This is a genomic window from Dokdonia sp. Asnod3-C12 (genome assembly GCF_045063975.1).
Lineage (GTDB): Bacteria > Bacteroidota > Bacteroidia > Flavobacteriales > Flavobacteriaceae > Dokdonia.
In genome coordinates this window covers 3,171,205-3,194,682 of the sequence record NZ_JBEFNY010000003.1, presented here as the reverse complement: position 1 = coordinate 3,194,682, position 23,478 = coordinate 3,171,205, and the positions used below count along the sequence as shown (strand labels likewise).

19 protein-coding genes are annotated in these 23,478 nt (G+C 34.6%); 6 read left to right on the top strand and 13 right to left on the bottom strand.

Features of this window, described 5'->3' with window-relative positions:
* Nucleotides 1–97: 97 nt before the first annotated feature.
* Nucleotides 98–484, top strand: coding sequence for a hypothetical protein (locus ACJJVW_RS14410; protein WP_298324896.1), 387 nt, complete (start codon nucleotides 98–100; stop codon nucleotides 482–484).
* Between the two features lie 76 nt (nucleotides 485–560).
* A complete protein-coding gene (locus ACJJVW_RS14405) occupies nucleotides 561–929 on the top strand; it encodes a hypothetical protein (protein ID WP_298324893.1) in 369 nt (122 codons plus the stop codon).
* Between the two features lie 3 nt (nucleotides 930–932).
* Here ACJJVW_RS14405 and hutH read toward each other — a convergent pair whose 3' ends face one another.
* Together hutH and ACJJVW_RS14395 are read right to left on the bottom strand one after the other, a co-directional pair.
* Nucleotides 933–2,441 carry a histidine ammonia-lyase gene (gene hutH / locus ACJJVW_RS14400; RefSeq protein ID WP_405252762.1) on the bottom strand — a complete coding sequence of 503 codons (1,509 nt, stop codon included), beginning with the start codon at nucleotides 2,439–2,441 and terminating at the stop codon, nucleotides 933–935.
* A gap of 288 nt (nucleotides 2,442–2,729) precedes the next feature.
* Nucleotides 2,730–3,446 (bottom strand): SDR family oxidoreductase, encoded by a 717-nt coding sequence (locus tag ACJJVW_RS14395; protein ID WP_108878766.1) that lies wholly within the window; start codon nucleotides 3,444–3,446, stop codon nucleotides 2,730–2,732.
* A gap of 112 nt (nucleotides 3,447–3,558) precedes the next feature.
* Here ACJJVW_RS14395 and ACJJVW_RS14390 point away from each other — a divergent pair, with 112 nt between their 5' ends.
* Nucleotides 3,559–4,662: an esterase-like activity of phytase family protein gene (locus ACJJVW_RS14390; protein WP_405252760.1), complete on the top strand. Its 1,104-nt coding sequence runs from the start codon at nucleotides 3,559–3,561 to the stop codon at nucleotides 4,660–4,662.
* A gap of 63 nt (nucleotides 4,663–4,725) precedes the next feature.
* The gene (locus ACJJVW_RS14385; RefSeq protein WP_013752231.1) at nucleotides 4,726–5,004 is read left to right on the top strand and encodes a DUF3817 domain-containing protein; all 279 of its coding nucleotides are present in this window, start codon (nucleotides 4,726–4,728) and stop codon (nucleotides 5,002–5,004) included.
* Here ACJJVW_RS14385 and ACJJVW_RS14380 read toward each other — a convergent pair.
* Complete coding sequence (locus ACJJVW_RS14380; RefSeq protein WP_339844600.1) at nucleotides 4,997–5,362, bottom strand: DUF4870 domain-containing protein; 366 nt, start codon at nucleotides 5,360–5,362, stop codon at nucleotides 4,997–4,999. The genes ACJJVW_RS14385 and ACJJVW_RS14380 overlap by 8 nt on opposite strands.
* A 76-nt stretch (nucleotides 5,363–5,438) precedes the next feature.
* Here ACJJVW_RS14380 and mnmE point away from each other — a divergent pair, with 76 nt between their 5' ends.
* Complete coding sequence (gene mnmE / locus ACJJVW_RS14375; protein WP_405252757.1) at nucleotides 5,439–6,827, top strand: tRNA uridine-5-carboxymethylaminomethyl(34) synthesis GTPase MnmE; 1,389 nt, start codon at nucleotides 5,439–5,441, stop codon at nucleotides 6,825–6,827.
* 224 nt (nucleotides 6,828–7,051) lie between these two features.
* Here the strand turns inward: mnmE and ACJJVW_RS14370 are convergent, their stop codons facing one another.
* From ACJJVW_RS14370 to ACJJVW_RS14360, 3 genes are all read right to left on the bottom strand, one after another.
* A complete protein-coding gene (locus tag ACJJVW_RS14370; protein WP_405252755.1) occupies nucleotides 7,052–11,698 on the bottom strand; it encodes a lamin tail domain-containing protein in 4,647 nt (1,548 codons plus the stop codon).
* A gap of 167 nt (nucleotides 11,699–11,865) precedes the next feature.
* Entirely contained in the window at nucleotides 11,866–12,933 is a 1,068-nt protein-coding gene (locus tag ACJJVW_RS14365; RefSeq protein WP_405252753.1) for an NADH:flavin oxidoreductase/NADH oxidase, read from the bottom strand.
* Between the two features lie 251 nt (nucleotides 12,934–13,184).
* On the bottom strand, nucleotides 13,185–14,414 hold the full coding sequence (locus ACJJVW_RS14360) for a capsule assembly Wzi family protein (RefSeq protein WP_405252751.1): 1,230 nt from the start codon (nucleotides 14,412–14,414) through the stop codon (nucleotides 13,185–13,187).
* A 152-nt stretch (nucleotides 14,415–14,566) separates the two neighbouring features.
* Between ACJJVW_RS14360 and ACJJVW_RS14355 the strand changes: the two genes are divergently transcribed.
* Nucleotides 14,567–15,304: a tyrosine-protein phosphatase gene (locus tag ACJJVW_RS14355; protein WP_298324867.1), complete on the top strand. Its 738-nt coding sequence runs from the start codon at nucleotides 14,567–14,569 to the stop codon at nucleotides 15,302–15,304.
* Between the two features lie 74 nt (nucleotides 15,305–15,378).
* Here the strand turns inward: ACJJVW_RS14355 and ACJJVW_RS14350 are convergent, their stop codons facing one another.
* Genes ACJJVW_RS14350 through ACJJVW_RS14320 form a run of 7 tightly spaced genes read right to left on the bottom strand, consistent with a single transcriptional unit; the run spans nucleotide 15,379 to nucleotide 23,477 of the window.
* Entirely contained in the window at nucleotides 15,379–17,763 is a 2,385-nt protein-coding gene (locus ACJJVW_RS14350) for a GumC family protein (protein ID WP_405252748.1), read from the bottom strand.
* Between the two features lie 5 nt (nucleotides 17,764–17,768).
* The gene (locus tag ACJJVW_RS14345) at nucleotides 17,769–18,539 is read right to left on the bottom strand and encodes a polysaccharide biosynthesis/export family protein (protein ID WP_298324861.1); all 771 of its coding nucleotides are present in this window, start codon (nucleotides 18,537–18,539) and stop codon (nucleotides 17,769–17,771) included.
* A 47-nt stretch (nucleotides 18,540–18,586) separates the two neighbouring features.
* On the bottom strand, nucleotides 18,587–20,581 hold the full coding sequence (locus ACJJVW_RS14340) for a nucleoside-diphosphate sugar epimerase/dehydratase (RefSeq protein WP_298324858.1): 1,995 nt from the start codon (nucleotides 20,579–20,581) through the stop codon (nucleotides 18,587–18,589).
* Nucleotides 20,571–21,734: a DegT/DnrJ/EryC1/StrS family aminotransferase gene (locus tag ACJJVW_RS14335; RefSeq protein WP_298324854.1), complete on the bottom strand. Its 1,164-nt coding sequence runs from the start codon at nucleotides 21,732–21,734 to the stop codon at nucleotides 20,571–20,573. The genes ACJJVW_RS14340 and ACJJVW_RS14335 overlap by 11 nt, the downstream gene beginning before the upstream one ends.
* Before the next feature lie 3 nt (nucleotides 21,735–21,737).
* The gene (locus tag ACJJVW_RS14330; RefSeq protein WP_298324834.1) at nucleotides 21,738–22,289 is read right to left on the bottom strand and encodes a sugar transferase; all 552 of its coding nucleotides are present in this window, start codon (nucleotides 22,287–22,289) and stop codon (nucleotides 21,738–21,740) included.
* Nucleotides 22,282–22,875, bottom strand: coding sequence for a NeuD/PglB/VioB family sugar acetyltransferase (locus ACJJVW_RS14325; protein ID WP_405252745.1), 594 nt, complete (start codon nucleotides 22,873–22,875; stop codon nucleotides 22,282–22,284). The genes ACJJVW_RS14330 and ACJJVW_RS14325 overlap by 8 nt, the downstream gene beginning before the upstream one ends.
* Nucleotides 22,875–23,477, bottom strand: coding sequence for a sugar transferase (locus tag ACJJVW_RS14320; protein WP_405252743.1), 603 nt, complete (start codon nucleotides 23,475–23,477; stop codon nucleotides 22,875–22,877). The genes ACJJVW_RS14325 and ACJJVW_RS14320 overlap by 1 nt, the downstream gene beginning before the upstream one ends.
* Nucleotide 23,478: the final 1 nt, after the last annotated feature.

Here is a 23,478-nt window from a genome sequence, read left to right as displayed (position 1 = left end):
ATTAAAAGTACTATGCGCACATAGTTAATGTATTGATAAATAGATTATTATATTAGGTATTATTATTATCTTAAATGTCTAAGTCCCCCATGTACCTATGACACAACCAATAGAACACCACTTAAGTTTATCATTCGGAGAGATAACTGTCTATAACGATTATGTTTACACTGTTATGAACGAAGGCATAACAGTATCACCAAATCTGAACGATATTCTCCTTGCTGTAGCCGAAATCTATTATAGCGATAGAGAATTTGTCTATATAACTCACAGAATTAACTCCTACTCCATTGACCCTATTGTTTACATAGAAACTTCAAAAATTAAAAACTTAAAAGGTTTTATAGCCGTTTGCCCAAACAAGAGTCTTATTGAATCTTTTAGAATTGAAAAATTATTTTTTGAAAAGCCTTTTGCTGTTTATCAAACGCTAGATGAGGCCTTAGTCTATAAGGAAGAATTGCTCTCTGGTAAACAATGATTTTTTTGTGGTAAATACTTTTATCTTATTTAAAAAAGAAAGAGTTTTGCGCACAAATTAATTCCCCCTACAACTCTTGAAAAATATTAAAGAATTTGAATTTGGAAAAATCCAAATTGAAGACAATTTTGTTATTGGTATTATGAAAGAAGGCTCTCATGTAGATCGAGAGTCTAACCAATTACTACTATCATTTTGCAATGATTATTTTAATGATAGACCATTTGGTTACATTTCGTATAGACTCAATTCATATTCAGTAGACCCTACGGTATATATGGATGCAGGTAATCATCGTGGTCTTAAAGCCATCGCTGTGGTTTTTGATAATCCGCTTATTAAATCCAATGTATTATTAGAAAAGCAATTTTTTAACCAACCCTTTGAGTCTTTCAATACTGTAGATGACGCAAAGAATTGGTTATCTCAGCTGCTAGTTACATAGTCACTAGTAAAGATCATGAGGGTCTATATTAAGACTGTTTAAAAACTCCTTCCCTTTAAAAATATCTTCAGAGAAGATGCGATCTTTTGCAGCAAAAGGAACAACTTCTCGATAACTCTTTACAAAAGCCTCTAGAAAATCAGAGGTTTTTAAGGGTGCTCTATAGTGTAATGCTTGTACAGCATTAAGGAGCTCGATAGATAATAAGGTTTCTATATTATCAACAACACGTAATAGTTTTGTCGCAGCATTTGCTCCCATGCTTACATGATCTTCTTGACCATTTGAAGAAACAATTGAGTCTACACTTGCAGGTGTACATAATTGCTTATTCTGGCTCACGATACTCGCCGCAGAATATTGGGTGATCATCATACCACTATGAAGTCCTGGACTATCTACGAGAAATGGAGGTAACCCTCTGAGTCCACCTATTAATTGAAATACGCGGCGTTCACTAATACTCCCTAACTCTGCCATTGCAATGCACAAAAAATCTAAAGCTAGCGCTAGTGGTTGACCGTGAAAATTTCCTCCACTTATAATTTTATCATCTTCGGGAAAGATATTTGGGTTATCTGTAACGCTATTGATTTCAGTTTTTAATGTTTTAGTTGCAAATTGAATAGCATCCTTAGATGCACCGTGCACTTGCGGAATACATCTAAAAGAATACGGGTCTTGTACGTTATTCTTTTCCGTCTCAGCAATGGTGCTTCCATCTAGTAATTCGAGGATCCGCTCTGCTGTTTTAATCTGTCCTCTATGCGGTCTTACAAAGTGCACTAATGGATCAAAAGGTGATAGATTACAATTAAATGCATCAATAGATATTGCTCCTATGAGATCTGCCATGTAAGAAAGCTTATGACATTTTAAAAGAGCGTATACTCCGTATGCACCCATAAACTGTGTTCCGTTTAAAAGAGCAAGTCCTTCTTTTGAGTGAAGCGTTATAGGTTCAAAACCATATTTAGACATTATTATACTAGACGATTCTACATGCTCGCCGTTCCAAACAAGCCCCTCGCCTATTAACGGTAATGCAAGATGCGCAAGTGGCGCTAGATCACCACTAGCACCTAGCGAACCTTGCTCATATATTACTGGTAGGATATCATTATTATAGAAATCTAATAATCGTAACACTGTATTAATATGTACACCACTATGACCATAACTTAGAGATTGAATCTTAAGTAAGATCATTAATTTTACGATATCCTTAGGCACGTAATCTCCAGTACCGCAAGCGTGAGATCGCACAAGATTTTCTTGGAGGTGCGTTAAGTTTTCATCGCTTATTGCGACATTACAAAGACTTCCAAAGCCTGTATTTACACCGTATACAGGCACTTTACTAGACGCTATCTTTTTATCTAGATAACTTCTAGAAGCACTAATGTTATGAATACTTTCTTCACTAAGCTCAAGGATTTTGTGCTCAGATATTATTTCTGAAATAGTCTGTAAATTGAGAATATCATTACTGATATAATGTATTGTTGACATAAGGGGAAGTTTTACTGCAATTTCGTAAAAAATATATAGATAATTGTGAATTTTTCAAATACAGCTCACTTACTTCTATAATACACCCTAGCTAATTATGAAAAATCATAACACGCAATTAATAACTAACTAATAAAGAGACTCTTACTGAAATAATATTTCATACTCGTAAGTAATTACGGTTATTAATATCGCAATAATAAATTGCGCATTTTTTGTAAATGGATCATAAACCAACGAAGCCTTCAATTATAACTAATTGAAGGCTTCGTTGAAAATAATTTACGGTTATTTAGTAGGTGGTTTAGATGGACGCACTTCTATTTTACTAGGTAATGTCCTTGGATGCATTTTGAGAAGATCAACGGTAATCTGACCAAGATCCTCTGGTTGTATGCGCCAGTCAGTACCTTCCTCTGGTGATCTACCTCCAAAATGGCTACTTACAGAACCTGGCATAATGGTAGTCACTTTTACATTATCTTGTCTTAAGTCTAACATAAGCGCTTGTGAGAATCCTGTTAAGCCAAATTTGCTCGCGTTATAAGCTGTTCCTTTTTCAAAGAAATTTGTTCCCGCAAGACTAGAAATTGTAAAAATATATCCTTCTGTTTTTTTAAGTGCTTCAAGTGACGCTTTTACTGAGTAGAAAACTCCTGTAAGATTGGTATCTATGGTCTCATCCCATTGTTTTATAGACATATCTGCAATACTCTCAAAATGCCCTAAACCTGCATTTGCAATGAGTACATCAATTTTTCCAAATTTATCTAGTACTGCTTTTACCGCATTTTGCTGGCTTTCATAGTTCCTTACATCTGCAGCAATACCGAGAATGTAATTATCATTTTCAGTTAGTTCATGAGCTGCTTCTTGAGCACCTTTCTCATCTCTTCCCGTGATTGCAACCTTCATCCCTTGATGCAACAAGGCTTCGGCTATACCGCGTCCTATACCTTTAGTTCCACCAGTTATTAATGCGACTTTATCTTTTAATGATTCCATGATTACGTGTTTTTTATAAAGATAATCACGCTTTCGCGAAAGCTAACAAGAAATTTTCTTAAACTAAATCTAAAAAAGTGACACCTTTGCAAACAACTTAATCTGTTCTCAAATGTCTATTAAATATATCTATTCGCTTCTTGTTATAACCATTTTACTATCCTGTAAATCTACTAGCCTACTTCCAGAGAACACGCAAGAAATACAGCAGCTTAACTTTGTAAATGAAGTGATTATTCCTGCCGACGCTATGTATGACGGAGTAGCTGTGGGTGGTTTATCTAGTATTGATTACGTGGATGGCAAGTGGTATATTATAAGTGACGACAGAAAAAATCCGCGATTTTATATTGCAGATATCAAGATTGAAAATGGCAAGTTACAATCACCAGTTTTCACATCTATGGTGAACCTCAAGGAAACCTTAGGTATTGCTTTTAAGAGTGGTCTGGCTGATCCAGAATCCCTCCGGGTTACTCCATCTAAAGACATTATATGGTCAAGTGAAGGAAATATAAGCAAGGGTATTAATCCGTTTATAAGAATATCAAGTATAGACGGAGCGTTTAAAAGTGCTATTGTGATTCCTTCTAGATACCTTGTTCATAACGACGTCGCTAGTGGGCCGCATAATAATGGAGTTTTTGAAGCGCTTACTAGAAATTACGATAACAATGGTTTCTGGGTTACTACAGAATTACCACTTAAACAAGATGGCATAGTGCCAACTGCTAGTGAAGCAAACTCTCCTGTGCGTATTGCATACATAGATCATGAGCGCAACACTTTTACTAGAGAGTATGCTTACATGCTAGATAAAGTGGCTAGAAATGGTAAGCTTGAAGTAAACGGTGTGACTGAAATTTTGTCATATGACGAACACTCTTTTCTAGTTCTTGAGCGATCTTATGCTTCGGGTCATGATGACGGTGGAAATGACGTTAAGATTTACCAAGTTTCTTTAAAAAATGCAACAGATATAAATGACTTAAACAGTCTTTCTAATTCCTCTTACATCCCTGCGAATAAGAAGCTGTTATTAGATTTGAGTACTGTGCGTAGTAAACTCACAGATGGCATTGTAGATAATATTGAAGGAATGACTTTTGGTCCTAATTTTGAAAATGGAAATAGATCACTAGTCGTTATCTCTGATAATAATTTTAACTCCTTTGGAAAACAACTTAGTCAGATAATCCTATTTGAAATTAAGTGAAAGTTACTCTTTGATGAGTAGGCTTATTACTAGTTTGCCCTTATTTTTGTTGAAAAATATACGATGCTTAAGACCTTTAGAATTCTCAGTGTATTAGAAGGAATATCATTCTTATTAATCCTTTTTATCACCATGCCATTAAAGTATATATTTGATAATGGAGCACCTAATAAAGTTATTGGTATGGCTCATGGATTTCTATTTCTTGCCTATGTAGTAATGGCAATTATGATGAAATCATATATGAAATGGAACAATAAAACAGTAGGAATCGTCCTTTTATGCTCTATTATTCCATTTGGTACTTTTTGGATGGATAAAAAATATCTCCAGTCTACTTAAAGAATTTTATACTGATATAATAGTTAGGCTCTTCCCCATTACTAGCTCGTATTGCATTAATTATAGGCAAAATAAAGCCTAACACCGCAAGTATTAATAAAGTAACGAGACCTAACCCAAATACTAGTATTGCAGGGATGCTCAGTATGCAATAAATGAACAGACTTATCTGAAAATTTGCAATAGACTTCCCATGCTCATCCATGTTATTTACTCGGTCTTTATTAGAAAGCCACAGTATAAGTGGTACTATAAAACCTCCAAAACCAGTTATATAGTCTAGAAGTTGGGATAGATGAGTAAGTGCTAGCAGCGTTCTATCTTCACGCGCAAAAGTGGTTTGTTGTACGATTTCCATATGATTGATTATTGATTGATACTATATATGTATATGCTTACGCGAAAATGTTACACGTTTACGTAATTTTGTAAAGATGAATGTACAAGATACTATAGTAGCTTTAGCAAGTCCAGCAGGCGCTGGCGCAATTGCTGTAATACGCGTTTCTGGAGCTCAAGCCCTAGAAATAACCTCCCCTATTTTTAAATCTGTAAGTAGTAAAGTGTTATCAGAGCAAAAAACACATACCATTCACTTAGGACATATTATGGATGGTGAGCGCACTATAGATGAAGTTCTAGTCTCATTATTTAAAGGCACAAACTCATACACTGGCGAGCCTACCGTCGAAATTTCTTGCCACGGATCTAATTATATTCAGCAAGAAATCATACAGTTACTAATAAGGTCAGGCTGTCGTGCTGCGCAGGCAGGAGAATTTACGCTACGTTCATTTATTAATGGTAAAATGGACTTGAGTCAAGCAGAAGCTGTTGCAGATCTAATTGCAAGTGATAACGAAGCTTCTCATCAAATTGCCATGCAACAAATGCGAGGAGGCTTCTCTAATGAAATAGCACAGCTGCGTCAAGAGCTTTTAAACTTTGCATCCCTCATTGAACTAGAATTAGACTTCTCTGAAGAAGATGTTGAGTTTGCAGACCGTAGCCAATTTAAAGAACTCATCGCTCGTATCACAAAAGTACTCAAGCGTCTCATAGATTCTTTTGCTACTGGTAATGTGATAAAAAATGGAATTCCTGTAGCTATTGTGGGCGAACCTAACGTAGGGAAATCAACATTATTAAATGCACTGCTCAATGAAGAGCGCGCTATTGTATCAGATATCGCAGGTACTACCCGAGATACTATAGAAGATGAGCTATCAATAGGTGGTATTGGTTTTAGGTTCATAGACACTGCTGGTATACGAGAAACTGTAGATGTAATTGAAGGCTTAGGAATAAAGAAAACATTTGAAAAAATCAAGCAGGCACAAGTAGTTATTTTATTATTTAGTGCAAATGAATTTCTTGCAAATGCCGAGTCTTTCAAAACAGAAATTGAAAAAATCAAAAACAAGTTTCCACTAAAGCCTCTTGTTATTGTCGCCAATAAAGTTGATCAAGTTTCTGAGAGTGACGTTAAAGAAATAATTAATCAAATACCAAATCTCCATTTACTTTCTGCTAAAGAAAACAAAGGAGTTGATGAACTTAAAACTAAACTTCTAGAATTTGTAAACACTGGTGCCTTACGCAACGACGAGACTATTGTTACAAACAGTCGACACTACGATGCATTACTTAAAGCACTTGAAGAAATAGAAAAAGTGCAATACGGACTAGATACAGATCTCTCAGGAGATCTTATGGCAATAGATATTAGAGAGGCGCTCTATCATTTTGGAGAAATTACCGGACAAGTTACTAATGATGAGCTACTTGGAAATATTTTTGCAAACTTTTGTATCGGGAAGTAATTACGGTAACGAGCAAAAAAATATAAGAATCTTCCTAGAAATTTTGCAAAGTAGATTGATTTAGAATTTTTCTTTAACATTTTATAAATCAATCCTACATTCATCAAAAAATAGTTCCGGAGTATTAGTATTTAGAAAACCTTCATTTGAGTATATTAAATAATAAAGGCTGAGCAATAATAGTATTGCTCAGCCTTAAAATTATAAAGATATAGTACTCCTTATTATCTCTTGATAAGAACTTTCGTTCCCTGTTCTACTCCATTTACAGTTGGCTTTAAGAAATAAAAACCTCTATGTAAATTTTCTAATTGAAGAGACGTAATAGATTGACCTTCAGAAACTATTGCATTTTGAGAAAATACACGAACTCCAAAAATATTGTATAGTTCGAAAGACACTTCGGTATCTATAGAGCTAGTGATTTTCACGTTGGCATCTTTAATTACTGGATTAGGATATACTTTAATCTTAGAAATAATATTTGCAGAATTATTACAAGAACCTAAAGTTGCTCCTTTTCTCAAAAATACTCTGGCTGCATTACGGCTTACACAGAGTGAACGCCCCTTATAACAAACTTGAACGCGTTGTATATATGAGTTATTACCACATGTAACATCCTCTACTGTAACAATAATTTCCTTTGTAGTCTCACATCCATTATAGTCCATTATGGTAACTGATACGGTTGTTGTTTCTTCAGGACAAAAAGTAATACTCTCTGTAGTCTCCCCCGTACTCCATAGTATGGATGTATCACCTTCTGCTACAATATCAAATACAGATAATGTCGTACAACCAGAATCATAACCTTTGTATATAGTCACATCCTCAGATACTGACAATGTTATTTGTGCAGGGCTAGATATATTAATATTTTCAACTAGGAGCTCTTCATCATTACTATCACTAATAATTACTGAATAGGTACCTTCAGATAGATTCTCTGCAAAATTTTCTGTCTGCCCGTCACTCCAAACATAGCTATACGGCGCAACACCTCCAGTTATAGAAACGGTAGCGACTCCATCATTTGCACCAAAACAAGTGATGTCAAATGTTTCTATAGATGCCACTTCTAAAGGCTCTATAGTTTCAAATAAGAATCTAGCTGAAACAGGAAAGTGATCTGACGCTGTAAATGCATAGTCTTCATCATAAAATTGATATCCTATTGATGCACTGCTCTCGATATAATTATCAAAAAGCTCATTTGTGATTGCAATATGATCAATCATATTTTCTCTAGATACAAAAGATCTAAATCCAGCATCACTTAATACACTTGTAACAACATTGTAGTTTTCTGGATCTTGTACGTAAGCTATAAATGATGATTCTGTTGTGGGCACACCATCTGCAACCGTCTCATCTACATCATCATTGTAATCTCCTAAAAGAATAACCTTTCTATCTGAAAATTGTACATCTAGAGAATCTTTAAGAACCTCTACATCATAACGACGCATATCATATCTATTTTGAGATTGAGTACTACCATTTGCACGAGCATGTAATGCTATTAAATCTATTTGCTCTGTGGTTCCATTGATGGTAACATCTGCAGTCATTAGGAATGGTAACCGTCCACTTGCGTAAAAACGATCTGTAGTACTAGGATAATCTACTAGAGCACTATCATCTCCTCCATTGTATAATGGATGGATCGTAGCTAATAGTGCTTGAGTTTTTACAAGATTCACCGTAGCAGTTTTATAAATAAAACCAAGCTTTTGAAAAGGTGGTGTTCCTGTTGGGTTAGAAACAGCATCAGAAAGGATATAATCGTAGCCTTCCAATCCATCCACTAGTTCTGCGAAAAGTACATCATCTGCAATCTCTTCTACAGCAATAACATCTGCATCTAATCTTCTTAGTACTGTACGTACGCTATCTCTCTGTATTTCATCAGACATAGGTCTGCCAGCTGGCGGAGCATTATTTTCATCTCCAAACCACTCAATATTCCACGCGACTACATCAAAGCTATCATCCCTTGAAACATCAGAGGTTTCATCTGGACTTTCAAAAGGAGTAGCGCATGGTATATCACTTGCTACTCTAGGTAATAGTTGGAAATTATCACCAAAACGACCTACAACTCCTACAATATCACAATTACTAGGTTGTGTTAATGTAATAAGTGAAGATGCATTCCCGTCTATACGCAACTGACCTGTTCCACTGCTATCTGTTAGTTCAAAATTAGAATTTCCAAATAGTAAGTCTCCTTCATTAGGAAAGCTCGCATTTACAACACGCACTAATTGTCCTTCGTAATTAGATAATTGTGATAAAGTGATAGTTATAGGTTCTATAACACCTGTAGGCGGTGCATTAATTTCCACAATATTTACAGGACTTATCTGAGCAAGATCATTGAATGTACTTCTTGTACCTGTAACTGTGATAGAATCACCGATAGCAAATACATTCTCACCATGAACAAGATTATCAAATATTGCAATTCCTCCTGTTGCATCTTGAATAAATGCAGGTCCATTAAACTGATCACTTACTGTTAGGATTCCAGTAGTTGTTACGGTATCTCCTTCAGCAGCTGCTCTCACCTGCGCGATAGTAAGTATTTCCCCTGGCGTAACAATGGCATCATTTGCTTTCCCTGGTGTTGGAGTCTGACCAACATAGTTTGCTGTATTTCTAGTTCCTCCTTGTCCATTTGGAATTCTCTGTAAAGACTCTGAGTCTTTACTTCCGTTTGAATTCTCATTTAGTTGCTCTTGTCCAGGATTTAATAATATTATTAGTTCTATATCTGTATCATCATCAGTTCCATAAACTATTGCATCAACTAGTCCATCAAGGGTTAGTACTGCTCCATTTGGAAAATCAACCGCAGTTCCCTGATATAAACCTATAGCATCTGCTCCATTTTGAAAGGAGTTGCCAGGAATTACTAAATCTACATTTAAAACATCTGCATTTCCTAAAACAAAGTATCCTTCTTCATTCGTAGTAAAGCCTTCTAAGTCAAAAGTGTTATAAACAGCATCGCCATTTCCATTATAAGCAACAACTACAAATCCAGAGAGAGAGGTATTACCCTGTCCACCATCGTAAATTTCAAGAAATTCTTGTGAATCTGATCCTGCGGTGTCTGCATCAAGTTCGTTAATAACTAAAGTAATTGGCTCAGTAGCATTACTATTTGTGGCTCCAGGAGTAGGCAATGCACTCACATAAGTTGTAGTTTCTCTTAAACCACCTGATCCATTTGTAAATCTCTGTAAAGAGAATATATCCTTATTACTTAAAATATCTTCATTAAGCTGTTCTTGACCTTCTTTTAGAAGTATGAGCAAACCATCGTCATCTGCATCATTAGTATCGTAAACAACGGCATCTTGAAGATTGTCAAGATTTACTGGACTTCCATTTGGAAAATCAATAGTTGCATTTTTGTAAAGAGCAATAGCATCTGCTCCATTCTGAATCCCATTATTAGCAAAAACGATGCTTGCAGAACCTATTGACTCATTTCCTAAAACAAAAAAACCATTTGCGTTTGTGGAAAAACCATCTAATGAATAAGATGCATAACTTGTATCACTAGAACCGTTATAAAATACTAAAGTGTATCCCTCAAGAGATGTATTACCCGTTCCACCGTCATATAATTCTATAAATTCCATGGTATCTGTACCAGTATTGTCTGCATCAATTTCATTAATAAGCAACACCGCATCGTTTGTTGGTTCTGAAGGAACTGTGATATTTTCAGAATTTGGAGAATTGATAGCTTCTCCTGCAGATGGTATTGCACTTGGAAAACTTGGAAGCCCAGCCCCATTAAAATTATTTCTAATCCAGTCTGTTGTGCTTCCCGAATTAGTTCCACTAGGAATTCTAGATGCTCCACCTACTGTAAAAATTCCTCCATCAAAATCATTGGTTAGTACCACATCGCTGTATGACATATCTCCTTCATCACCATCACTTACCGCTACACTATCAATAATCTCATCCCAAGGATTAACATCAATTAATCCATCTACATTTGTATCAATAGTTTCTCCTATGTTACCACTAAAGTTTGTAACAAGAATAATCGTTTGAGATCCATTTTGAAACACATTGTTTTGAAAAGGTATTGTGTAAAGCCCATCTGCAGTAGTAGCACCTAATTGAAATATTGAAGTAATAGTTCCAACAGAATTTACATCCCCCTCAATAATTAAAAGTGAATAGGCTGAGAGATCTTCATTAGCACCTGCTAGAACTTCTATAAACTCGTCCGTATCAGAACCAGTATGATTAAATACAAATTCATTAATTACAGGCGTAATTATCAAAGTACCAAAAACTTGATTTGTATTTACCGCTCCAAAGGTATTTGTATTTGTAATTTCCCAAGTGAAATCACCTGCTTCTGTGCCATTTCCAGATAGAGACAGTGAACTTTCGGTTGAAGTATCTGCACCTTCGGCTACACCTATATTTCTACTAGTAAGTCCATCTGCCGGACCGCCTATAGCAGTAAGCTCTCCTTCATATGATAGAAATTGAACCACGTTATCTGTTGTATCTACAAGAGCGATACCGTCTGGAGCACCATTCTGAATTCCTGTAATAGGAAAATTTACTGTTCCATAACCATTTTGTTGATTGGCTATTACTCCTGAAAGATCTACAGTTCTATAAGGTTCGTTATTAGAACCATTGTATAAAACTAATGACCATCCGGCTAAATCCATTCCTTCAGGACCAGCAAGCTCGATTACTTCATTAACATCGCCTCCGGCGTTGTCGTAATGTAATTCATTAATAAAAACGCCTTGAGCATTTATATTAGCACTAAGAAATGCCAATACAATGCACAAAAGCGCACTGAGTAGTTTTTTTTTCATTGAGTGAGTTTTTAGTTATGATTTTTGCAAATCTACAACCAAACTCAGTGTGCAATGTTTCTATATTGTTAAGCAATCGGCAAATGGTGATCAACAATAATTTAAATATAATTTTATAATAAAATAGGACTTATTATAGATGATATAATTTCAAAGGGGTATAATTATTATCTAGGTTTTCCTCTTTGATATTGATTTGGCCAAGCAATCTTCTTTCCGCCAAGTTCAGGACTTAATAATCCAAAATATGGATTTCGTAACATTTCTCTACCTATAAATATTAAATCTGCCTTGTCTTTAGTTAAAATCTCATCCGCTTGAATGGCGTCATCAATTAAGCCAACTGCGCCCGTGGCTATATTTATTTTCTTTTTGATTTCTTCTGCAAAAGGAACTTGGTAGTTTTTTTCAACTGGAATTTCTTGATTATTAACAACACCCCCGGTTGAACAATCTATCAAATCTACTCCGTTATCTTTGAGGAGTTGAGAGATTTTCAAAGAATCCTCAATAGTGTAACCACCTTCTGCCCATTCCGTAGCAGATATACGAACAAATAAAGGCATTTGAACAGGGATCACCGTTCGAATTTCTTCTGTCACCTCTAATAGCATACGTGCTCGATTTTCAAAAGTACCGCCATATTCATCTACTCTTTTATTAGTAAGAGGTGATAAAAATTGATTTAAGAGATAACCATGTGCTGCGTGAATTTCAATAACATCAAAACCTGCTTCAACAGCTCTCTTAGCTCCATCCACAAATAACTTTATGATATTTTTGATTTCATCTGTAGAAAGTTCTTTGGGCACCATTCCTTCATCATTAAATGATATAGGGGACGGCGCCACAGGAAACCACCCTCCATTTTCACTGTTAAGCGCCTTACTACCTTCCCAAGGAGGTAACGTACTTGCTTTTCTCCCAGCGTGTGCTAGCTGAATTCCCACTGCTGTTCCTTGTTCCTTAATAAATGTTGTAATCCGTTTAAGAGGCTCAATATGCTCATCTAACCAAATTCCCATATCTGATGGTGTAATCCTTCCATCTGGAGAAATTGCAGCAGCCTCAGTAATTATTAATCCGGCCCCTCCTACAGCTCTAGAACCCAAATGAACAAGATGCCAATCATTTGCCATTCCGTTAACTGAGCTATACTGGCACATGGGAGAAACTACAATTCTATTTGATAATTCTAACCCTCTTATTGTAAATGGAGTGTATAATTTTGACATTAAAATTTAAATTTGGGATTAGGTAATAGTGTCTGCGTAATTACTACGACCTAAAAATAAGGTTTCACGTAATGTAAAGGTACTTGAAATATGGAAAATCTTATTTAGTAAAATTCTAATTGTTTATTATCTAGTTCATGAATTAATTGAATAGATAGTACTACAATTACAAAGTAGTAACAATAATATTTTAACATTGAAATATAAATTCGAATTGCAAAAAATATTTCCTTGACGAATATTTTGGTTTTTTAATTGATAAAAAATCTATACCCAATGCTTAGCGCATAATTATCAGGCTCACTATTTATAAGATCTATACCCATTAAAAGGCTAATTTCTCCCCAATTATGAGTTCTATAAGTTGAAGACAAGTAGGAAAGAAGCTTTTTTTGTCTAGTTTGTAATGGACCTGCATATGTTCCTAAGTTCTGTAAATAAGTTGCTTTACCTGATATTTTAACACTTTTTAAAGTACCAGAAACTCCTATATTATGAGCTATAACTCTATTGTTTGTAATTCCTAATCCCGTTTCTGGATTAAGTTCAAAGAATGGTAATCCTATTATCCTACCTTCATAAGTCCAACCACTACGATATCCAGCATTACTGAAATAGTTATCTCGACCTGATCTACCAGAACTCCCGCTTTGGCTTCTAGTGTCAACATATTCGTACATTATAGTCTCAAAGATTGAATTATTATTAAATGTGTATTGAGCACCCCATACCCCATCCGGAAAATTTTTAAAAGCTGTTCCTGACCCATCATCAAAGAGATGCAAATGATAAGTTTTTATAGTTCCTCGTTTTAATTGTTTTTCATAACTAAAATCAAAACTACCTAGATGATTGCCTAGTGCATTTACCTGTTCGCCATCTGTAGAATCTTCTCCTCCTCCTTGAGCCAAAAATATTTTAAAATAATCTCCTAGTCCATCAGGCAAATCACCAAGTGTTCTACTCGTTCCTCCCCATTGTGCAAAGTGCTGAACTCCTATTGTAAAATTTTCTGAATCATTAGTTCTGTATCTTAAATTCAATCGTTTATAATGAACCTTAGTATTATCTACAAACCGATTATCATTCAGAATATAATGTCCTAAGCCGTAATCAATGGAAATTTTATCAGTAAGATTAATAAATGATGGTGCTTCAATGACTATCCCAGGTAAAGCCCTTGCATTTCCACTCAATAATATATTTTCATTTGTGGTTGATAATACATTTAAACTTTCAGAAGCTTTTGCTCCCACAGTAATCTTGAAATAAGGAGCCGTATATGATATAAATAGATTACCTCTTTGTAAATTTTCGTTAGTTCCATCTCTATAAAATAACGACGTCCCTCCTTCTAATGAGCTTTTATCGGAGATTTTAAATTCCGCTTTCGCGAAAGCGTGAATACCAAAGGTTGATTGTTCATTTACGTATCCATTATTATTAGAATACATCCAAAAAGGCAATGATTCTGACGACAAAAACACCCGACTATTAATTGACCCCTCGACTTTGACACTCTCTTGTGCTATAATTTGAGAGCAAACAAAAAGAGTTACTAAAAGTTGGACAAATCGCTGTGTCATATCTATATCTTTGAAAATTAAAAGTACTGAAATCTCATCTACTACTTATGTTTTTAAATATACTCAGCTTCTTTCATAAAAAAGTACTCTTTATAAATATTTGGAGTGGTACTCCAGAAATGCATTGTCATGTACTACCAGGAATTGATGATGGGCCAAAAAACAAAATAGAAAGTCTCAACCTTCTTGAAAAATATGCACAATTAGGCTGTAAAAGGATTATTGCAACGCCTCATACAATGAATGGAATTTACAATAATACTATTCATTCCATCAAAAAAGCTTTTGAATCTGTACCCAATATTCCCGAGATTAAACTTACTTACTCTTCTGAATATATGTTAGATGATAATTTTAATAATCTTCTTGAAGAAGATCTAATAATCCCTCTTAAAGATAAGTACATACTAATAGAAATGTCTTACATGCGACCTCCTGAAAATTTATATGAGTTAATTTATAAATTAAAGTCTAAAGGATACATGCCTATACTAGCACATCCTGAACGCTATAAATATTATCATGATAAATACCATATCTATTCCGAACTCAAAAGAAAAGGCTGCCTTTTACAGCTAAACGCTCTAGCACTCACACCCCATTATGGAAATTCTTGCCAAAGGGTTGCATTTAAACTTTTGAAAGAAGGCCTTTATGATTTCATCGGTGTTGATGCTCACAAAATAGATCACCTTGAAAAAATTGAGACTATGAAATTATCTAAACAATATAAAAATAGGTTAACTGATATATGTTCTAAAACGACAAAAGTATTCTCTAGTTGAAATTATTAAGTGTAATGAAATTAATATAAACTATTATCAAGAACAAATATGTTATCCCTTGAAATAATAGAAAGCTAGAAACCTATCCCTAATTTTTGTTTTATTCTCTTCATTAAACTAGGTTCTTCTAGACCATAACCGTATCCATATTGAGAGCCATAACCCAAATTAGTCATTTTAACACCATTTATAATAAACGCCACATTCTTTAATTTTCCTTCTTCAATGAGCTCCTTTGGGTGTTTAATTAGTTTCTTATCTGTATAGTTTGCGCGTGATACATATACTGTCATATCTGCTTTCTGGCTAATTAGTAGCGTATCAGTAACTAATAGCGTAGGCGCAGTATCAACAATGACATAGTCATATTTTGACTTAACTTCATCTATTAGATTATCAAATCTCGAATTAATTAAAAGTTCGGCTGGATTGGGCGGAATATGTCCTGACAATATTAAATCAAATGAACTATCACCTCCATCTGCTCTATTAGTTATGGTTTCAATATCTAAAGTTGAGTCATTTAAATATTCAGATAGTCCAATATTCCATTCTTCTTTGTCTATATACCTGTGCAACTGAGGATTTCTGATATCTGCTCCTATTAATAATACAGATTTACTTGTACTATTAAGTGTTAACGCCAAATTGTAAGCGACAAAAGTCTTTCCCTCGCCCTTCACTGCAGACGTAACAAAAATGACATTTTCCTTCTCATTAGCATTTCTCTTTAAAACATAAGCGATATTAGTCCGAATAATTCTAAAGATTTCTGCAAGAACGGAACGATCATTAGCTGTAATTACGTCACTATCTTTATTATTTAAAATAGGTATTTCACCTAAAAAGGATAAGCTTGATATGTATCTCTCAACATCATCTCGATTATGAATTTTAGTATCAAATAACTCCTTTAAATAAATTAACAAAATTGGTATAAGTAAACCGAGAGTGCCAAATTTCAAATATGTAATATTCTTCTGAGGAGAGACCAAATTTCTTAGACTGTATGCCCTATCTACTATTTTTGCTTTCGGTGTTGCCACTGCAAGAGATATAGCTGTTTCTTCTCTTTTCTTCAATAAATAGAGATATAGCGATTCTTTTATACCTTGTTGTCTTGCTATATCACGCGCACCTTTAGACAAATTAGGCATGGTCGATAGCTTATCTGTTATATTATATTGTTCATTATTTAAATCATTTTTCTGAATTAAAAATGATTTCTTTACAGACTTTAGGCTGTTTAAAATATTGTCTTTTAAACTTTCAATTTGACTCGTTAATTGTACAACGACTGGGTTTAACTCTGTTGCATTTTGTAACAGTCTATTTCGCTCTAATATAAGTGTATTATAATTTTCTAGCTGTCCCTCGGCACCGGCAAGAGCTATACCAGTATTTGTGGGAAGAAGCTCTGTTTGATTATCGGTTTTAAGATATTCAGTCATAAGATCAAACAACTTAACTTGCGTGTTAAGTTCTACACGTTTTTTTACAAGTTCATTTGCATTTAGTAGAGAGAGCCTTCCCTCCGTTTCTAAATTAATAATCTCATTACGTTCTCTAAATTTTACATTATCCGTTTCGACTGAATCTAATTCGGCTGTAATTATGGATAGACGATTGTCAATAAAATTTGCAGTATTTTTTGATACCAGATTACGATCATTAATAGCATCCTCATTATAGACAGTTATGAGATTATTGAGAATTGCTTCACCTTGATCTTTATTAGGCCCTTTAATTGACAAGCGCAACACGCTGCTATACTTAGTAGTTTGAGTTATTGACAAACTATTTTGAAGTCGGTTTACGGTGTTCCCTCTATCCACATAAAGGATACGTACAAAATGTTGATCTGCATAGTCTATTTTGGCAAACTCATCACCGTTGGTTGGTACTACTGTGATACTAACGTCGGATAAAACAATTCTCTCTCCAAAATTGTATGTCTTCGAATTTTCATCCTTCTTTTCCTTCATAGCAAATTGCGTTTTAGATAGCACTTTGATATAAATATTCTTATTAAGAATTGAAGTATTATCTAAAGAGAATAAGACTTTAAATGGGATGTTCTTATAAATATAAACGGACTTCAAATTTTCCTCGTCAATATAATTCGTTGTAAGCTCTAAATTATCAACAACATACCCTAAAAGACGTTTCGATTTGATTATTTCTATTTCATTATCAAATGAAGATGGGCTTAAAGCTGTACTTCCAATTCCTAAATCATCAAAAGCAGCAAGCTCAGATACTGCACTATTATTTTGATCTTTAATAAGTATAGTAGTTTGACTTTCGTAAATGTGTGTAGCAAATTTTAAATATAAAAATGCCAATGTCAAACTTAAAATAAAGCTAAAGATAATTATAGGCCAGAATTTTAGATATTTAAGTACTTCCTCTTTAATATTTAAATCATCTTCTTTAGAAGAATTTGTTGATTCTTGCATATTACTTAACGAGTAAAGAGAGTTATTACGGCAAGTGCTAAACCAGCTATAGAAAATAAAATGGTAGTACTCCTAGAAAAGGCTGCACTTTGAACTTGTGCCTTATTAGGGGAAACAATAAGAACATCATTTTGTTGTAAATAGTAAAACTCAGAACCTAGAATCGATGCCGATGTCAGATCAATTACTTTATAGATTTTAGACTCATTAGATTCTCTTATGAGTACTACATTCTTTCTATCTCCATATATAGTTAAATCGCCAGCAAGACCTAATGCTTTAAGCAATGAAATATTCTCATCGTTAATGGAGTATGTACCAGGTCGTTTTACCTCGCCTAATACAGAAATTGTAAAATTTATTATACGTAAATTAATAACTGGATCTTTTACATAGATGCTTACTGCTTCCTTTAGCCTTTGCAGCGCTTCTGTACGGCTTAGATTACCAACTGTAATTGAACCAACTAATGGAAACTCAATAGCTCCATATTGATCAACTAAATAGGTATTAGAAGGTGAATATCCTGTAGAACTTCCATCCTGTTGTGCAACACCTACTGTGGGGTTAAACGCTGAGACTACTTCTGGAGAACCTCCAACTACAAAAATGGAAAGTAAATCATTAGGTCTTATTATTGTATTGTAACTTATTTCATTCTTACTTGTGTTTAACCTTTCAATATCTTGAAAATAAAGCACTTCCTTTTTGGAAATACAGGAGGACAAACATGTGCTCACAAGTAATAAAATTACTAGAATTTTAAAAATTCGCATTAAGTAGGGGGATTTTTTATTATGTTTTGAAAAATAGTGATTTGGTGCTAGGCAATATTTTTTGCACCAACCGCCCCTTTTTCTTGTGACACCTCTATATCAAGTATCTCATACTCAGAATTGTTACTTTTAAACTCAGGAATGAGAGATTTAAGTTTTGCAACACTAATTGAGTTATTATTTTTGATAGCAGCCTTAATAATGGAGTTTACCACTTCATTAATCTGTTCATAATCATTCTCCATGTCCTCACTTATCATTATTTTATTATGATGTGTAGGAAGCGTTGTACTTTCATCACTTAGAAGCTCTTCATATAATTTTTCACCAGGACGTAAACCTGTTATTTTTATTTCAATGTCTTGATTGAGAGTATGCCCTGCAAGCTTAATCATCTTTTCGGCAAGATCCATGATGCGAACAGGTTCCCCCATATCAAAAATAAATATTTCACCTCCCTTACCCATTACGCCTGCTTCTAGTACCAACTGACAAGCCTCAGGAATTGTCATGAAATAACGAATAATATCTGGGTGTGTTATGGTAACAGGCCCTCCAGCTTCTATTTGCTTTTTAAATAAAGGAACCACAGACCCATTAGATCCAAGAACATTTCCAAAACGGGTAGTTATGAACTTAGTATTTCTTTTCTTGCCATTTTTAAGGAGATTAAAATGCTTAGACTGGACATACATCTCGGCAGCTCTCTTGGTTGCACCCATTACATTTGTTGGGTTTACTGCTTTATCAGTACTTACCATTACAAAGTGACTCACTTTATGCTTTGCGGCTATATCTGCAAGGTTTTTTGTTCCGTAAATATTTGTGAGTATAGCCTCAGATGGATTATTCTCCATTAATGGCACATGCTTATAAGCTGCTGCATGATAGATAATATCAATTTTAAAAGCATCAAAAAGAACTCTCAATCGGTTACGGTTTGCTACATCACAGATAACAAATTCAAAATCTATGTCAGGAAATGCTCCCATAAGTTCTAAACTTAGAGAATGTAACGGCGTTTCTGCTTGATCTAATACAATAAGCTTCTTAGGGTTGTAAGATGCTACTTGTCTTGCGATTTCACTACCTATAGATCCAGCACCACCAGTAACAAGTATAATCTTACCTTGTATTTTACCTGATTTAACACTGTCGTTAAGTTGTATTGGATCTCTATTTAACAAATCTTCTATTTGTAAACTTTTGAGCTGATCTGTAACTGTAGTTTTCTCACTCCAGTTTATTACTAATGGAGAATTGAAGACTTTAATGTCGTGCTCAAGACACTCTTTTACTATAGAAAAACGTTCTTCGGCAGTCATGGAGTTTCCTGCAAAGACTATTGCCTCTGCATTTAACTTTTCTAACAAATCAGAAATACCTTTATCCAACTCTAACACAGGTTTATCTAAAATCCTCAAGCTTTTGTTTTGCCTTTTTGAAATAAAGCCAGTGATTATAAAACGTTGCGGATGCTCGATATCAAGCGCTGCTGCAATTGAAATTGCACCATCATCTACTCCAATAATTACCGCTCTAATAATCTCTTCGTGCTTTTGAGCAATCTTAAATCGTTCGTATAATTGCTTTACCGCAAGTCTAAAGGTAAAGAGCGCTGTAAATGAAATAAAAGAGAATAAAATAAGCCCTACATTTATAAATAGCTTCTGGTTCTCAATCTCCAACCAGAAGATATTAATAATCATCAAAACTCCAAATGTTGAGATGGTAGCAAACATTAACTTAAGAGCATCCATAAAAGATGAATGCCTTATAAGCCCTGCATACGTTTTAAATATTAAAAGAAAGACAAAGTTTACACCTACAATAAGGCTTAGTTGTTGTGTATTTGATATTGCCTTTAGAGGAGCTATATTAAGATCAAGAAGTAATAAATAAGTAAGTATTAATGAGCAAAAAATTAAGAAGGTATCAATAAAAAGTACCGCCCATCTCGGCAAGTACCTTACATTCCTTATATCGAGTTTGTTCTCCTCAGAAAACAATCTATTTATTGCACTTAATAACCTATTGAACATTCGTCAAACAATTTTTGAAGACTTCAAAGATAACTTTTTCGATGCGCACTCTATCATCATTTGTTAAATTTGAACCAGATGGAAGACATAACCCATTATCAAACAACTCATCAGATACTCCACTACCGTAATATGGAACACCTTTGAAAACAGGCTGTAAGTGCATAGGTTTCCAAAGTGGTCTTGACTCTATATCTGCTTTCGCGAAAGCGTGGCGCAAATCTTCTCTAGTAATACCGCCAGTTTTTGATGGATCAATAAGTATAGCACTAAGCCAGTGATTACTAAAATAATGATCTGATGGTTCTTGAAAAACAGTAACACCACTTATGGTTTTAAATGCCTTAACATAAAACGCATTCATAGATCTACGTAAACCTATATGTTTATCTAACACTTCCATTTGCCCTCTACCAATCCCTGCCGAAATATTACTGAGTCTATAGTTATAACCTATCGTTGTATGCTCATAATGCGGAGCATCATCACGTGCTTGTGTAGCAAGAAATACTGTCTTCTCTTTATCTTCTTGTGAATGGCAAACCATTGCTCCTCCTCCACTTGTTGTGATGATCTTATTGCCGTTAAATGATAGAATTCCAAAACGACCAAACGTTCCACATTTCTGCCCCTTAAAAGTTGATCCAAGAGCCTCTGCACTGTCTTCTATTACCGGAATATCATATCTAATAGCAACTTCATTTATCAAGTCTACTTGATAAGGCATACCGTATAAATGTACAGCAACAATAGCTTTAGGTTTTCTACCTTTTGCAATTCTATCCTTTATTGCTACTTCTAGATGCACAGGGCAAAGGTTCCATGTAGTTTTCTCACTATCTACAAGTACAGGATTTGCACCTAGATATTTAATAGGATTAATACTACCACAAAATGTAAAAGACTGGCAGATTACCTCGTCTCCTGCTACAACACCACACTGTATTAATGCAAGATGAATAGCTGCTGTTCCAGAACTAAGAACAGCTATTTCTACATCGTTATCTTGATATTCTTTAAGATCGCTTTCAAAACCATTTACATTAGGTCCTAAAGGAGCTACCCAGTTTGTATCAAAAGCTTCTGTTACATATTTACGCTCATTTCCTCCCATATGAGGAGAAGAGAGCCAGATTTTACTAGTACTTGACATACACTATGCGGTGATTTTATTTTTTACAAATATAGCTTTTAGCGTAAGACCTATGATATAGAGATCGTGCCTAAGGGATTTTTTTTTACAATAATCGAGATTCATCTTAACTTTATCGGGAAATATGACAGTATCATTATATCCTTGAGGATTGCCCTTTGTTAATAATAGTGCTTCTTCATTCAAATATTTTAAAGCTGCTAGGCTAGTAAGACCAGGCTTACAGTTTAAAATTTGTCTGCTTTCTCCGCGCAAAAGGTCATAGTATCCAGGAACATCAGGCCTAGGACCTACAAAAGACATGTCTCCTATTAATATATTAAATAACTGAGGAAGCTCATCAATCTTAGTTTTTCGCATAAATTGCCCCTTTTTAGTTACTTTTCCGTTAGTCATTGTGCGTATTTTGTGGATAGTAAATGGCTTGCCATACTTACCTATGCGCGTTTGCTTAAAGATTGATACTGTTGGCGTCAAAACTATAATGATCCAAAGAGGTAATAGCAATAAAATTCCTAATAGTGCAAAAATAAAGTCTAAGGTAGATTTAATCACCTTTATTATATTTTATAATACGCCCAGGATTACCAACTACTACGGCATAATCTGGAATATCTCTGATAACTACAGTACCTGCTCCTATGGTGCACCATTTACCTATTTTAATTCCAGGTATAACTACAGATCCAGCACCCACATGAGTGCCTTCATCTATTACAACTCCACCACATAATGTCACATTAGGAGAAATATGAACAAAGTCTTTAACTATACAGTCGTGCTCAACAACTGCTGCTGTATTTATAATACAATGATTGCCTATAGCATAAGCTTCATTGATAACCGCATGGGGCATAACTACGGTACCTAATCCTATTTGACTTTGCAAGGAAACACTTGCCGATTTATGCAAAAGAGCATTATGCCACTGATGTTCATATTTATATGCAAGAATCTTTCTAATAGCGTTGTTCCCTATTCCAATAATTATTTTATCAGTTTTTGAAACATTATTCACGGGAATTCCTAAATAGGAATCTTGTTCATAATTATCATCTACAAAACCATCTACAACTATATCATTATTAATGGCTATCGCATTTACTACTTTACCGTGCCCGCTTGCTCCAAATATTTTCATTACCCTTCAAACTTAGTCATTGTAGCTTCTCCTTCTGCACTAATCCCCTCACTAATGAATACTTTCTTAACAGTTAAAAATAGAATTTTTAAATCTAAAAGAAAAGATTGATGGTTTACATACCACACATCAAGTTCAAATTTTTTCTCCCAGCTTATGGCGTTACGGCCATTTACTTGGGCCCAGCCAGAAATTCCTGGATTTATATTGCTGCGTTTGCGTTGCTCTGCTGAGTATAATGGAACATACTCTGGCAGCAAAGGTCGTGGGCCTATAAAACTCATATCACCTTTAAGAATATTAAGAAGTTGTGGTAACTCATCAAGAGATGTTTTTCTAATAAACTTTCCTACAGGAGTAAGTCGTTTTGCATCTGGAAGAAGATCACCAGAAGCATCACATTTATTATTCATTGATCTAAACTTTATAATTCTAAAAACCACATCCTTTTTCCCTGTTCTTAACTGTGTATAAAAAGGCTTTCCCGCATTTGCAATAGCCAGCAGTATTGTGATTGCAATAAATACAGGAGCAATAAGAATAAGACCTACTAATGCACAGCAAAAATCTGCAAGGGGTTTCAAAATTTTATTATATAACATG

Excerpts from the sequence above, each read along its gene's own strand:
- ACJJVW_RS14410 (WP_298324896.1), top strand. The coding sequence starts at position 98 with ATGACACAACCAATAGAACACCACTTAAGTTTATCATTCGGAGAGATA.
- hutH (WP_405252762.1), bottom strand. The coding sequence starts at position 2,441 with ATGTCAACAATACATTATATCAGTAATGATATTCTCAATTTACAGACT.
- ACJJVW_RS14395 (WP_108878766.1), bottom strand. The coding sequence starts at position 3,446 with ATGGAATCATTAAAAGATAAAGTCGCATTAATAACTGGTGGAACTAAA.
- ACJJVW_RS14390 (WP_405252760.1), top strand. The coding sequence starts at position 3,559 with ATGTCTATTAAATATATCTATTCGCTTCTTGTTATAACCATTTTACTA.
- ACJJVW_RS14385 (WP_013752231.1), top strand. The coding sequence starts at position 4,726 with ATGCTTAAGACCTTTAGAATTCTCAGTGTATTAGAAGGAATATCATTC.
- ACJJVW_RS14380 (WP_339844600.1), bottom strand. The coding sequence starts at position 5,362 with ATGGAAATCGTACAACAAACCACTTTTGCGCGTGAAGATAGAACGCTG.
- mnmE (WP_405252757.1), top strand. The coding sequence starts at position 5,439 with ATGAATGTACAAGATACTATAGTAGCTTTAGCAAGTCCAGCAGGCGCT.
- ACJJVW_RS14370 (WP_405252755.1), bottom strand. The coding sequence starts at position 11,698 with ATGAAAAAAAAACTACTCAGTGCGCTTTTGTGCATTGTATTGGCATTT.
- ACJJVW_RS14365 (WP_405252753.1), bottom strand. The coding sequence starts at position 12,933 with ATGTCAAAATTATACACTCCATTTACAATAAGAGGGTTAGAATTATCA.
- ACJJVW_RS14355 (WP_298324867.1), top strand. The coding sequence starts at position 14,567 with ATGTTTTTAAATATACTCAGCTTCTTTCATAAAAAAGTACTCTTTATA.
- ACJJVW_RS14350 (WP_405252748.1), bottom strand. The coding sequence starts at position 17,763 with ATGCAAGAATCAACAAATTCTTCTAAAGAAGATGATTTAAATATTAAA.
- ACJJVW_RS14345 (WP_298324861.1), bottom strand. The coding sequence starts at position 18,539 with ATGCGAATTTTTAAAATTCTAGTAATTTTATTACTTGTGAGCACATGT.
- ACJJVW_RS14340 (WP_298324858.1), bottom strand. The coding sequence starts at position 20,581 with ATGTTCAATAGGTTATTAAGTGCAATAAATAGATTGTTTTCTGAGGAG.
- ACJJVW_RS14335 (WP_298324854.1), bottom strand. The coding sequence starts at position 21,734 with ATGTCAAGTACTAGTAAAATCTGGCTCTCTTCTCCTCATATGGGAGGA.
- ACJJVW_RS14325 (WP_405252745.1), bottom strand. The coding sequence starts at position 22,875 with ATGAAAATATTTGGAGCAAGCGGGCACGGTAAAGTAGTAAATGCGATA.
- ACJJVW_RS14320 (WP_405252743.1), bottom strand. The coding sequence starts at position 23,477 with ATGTTATATAATAAAATTTTGAAACCCCTTGCAGATTTTTGCTGTGCA.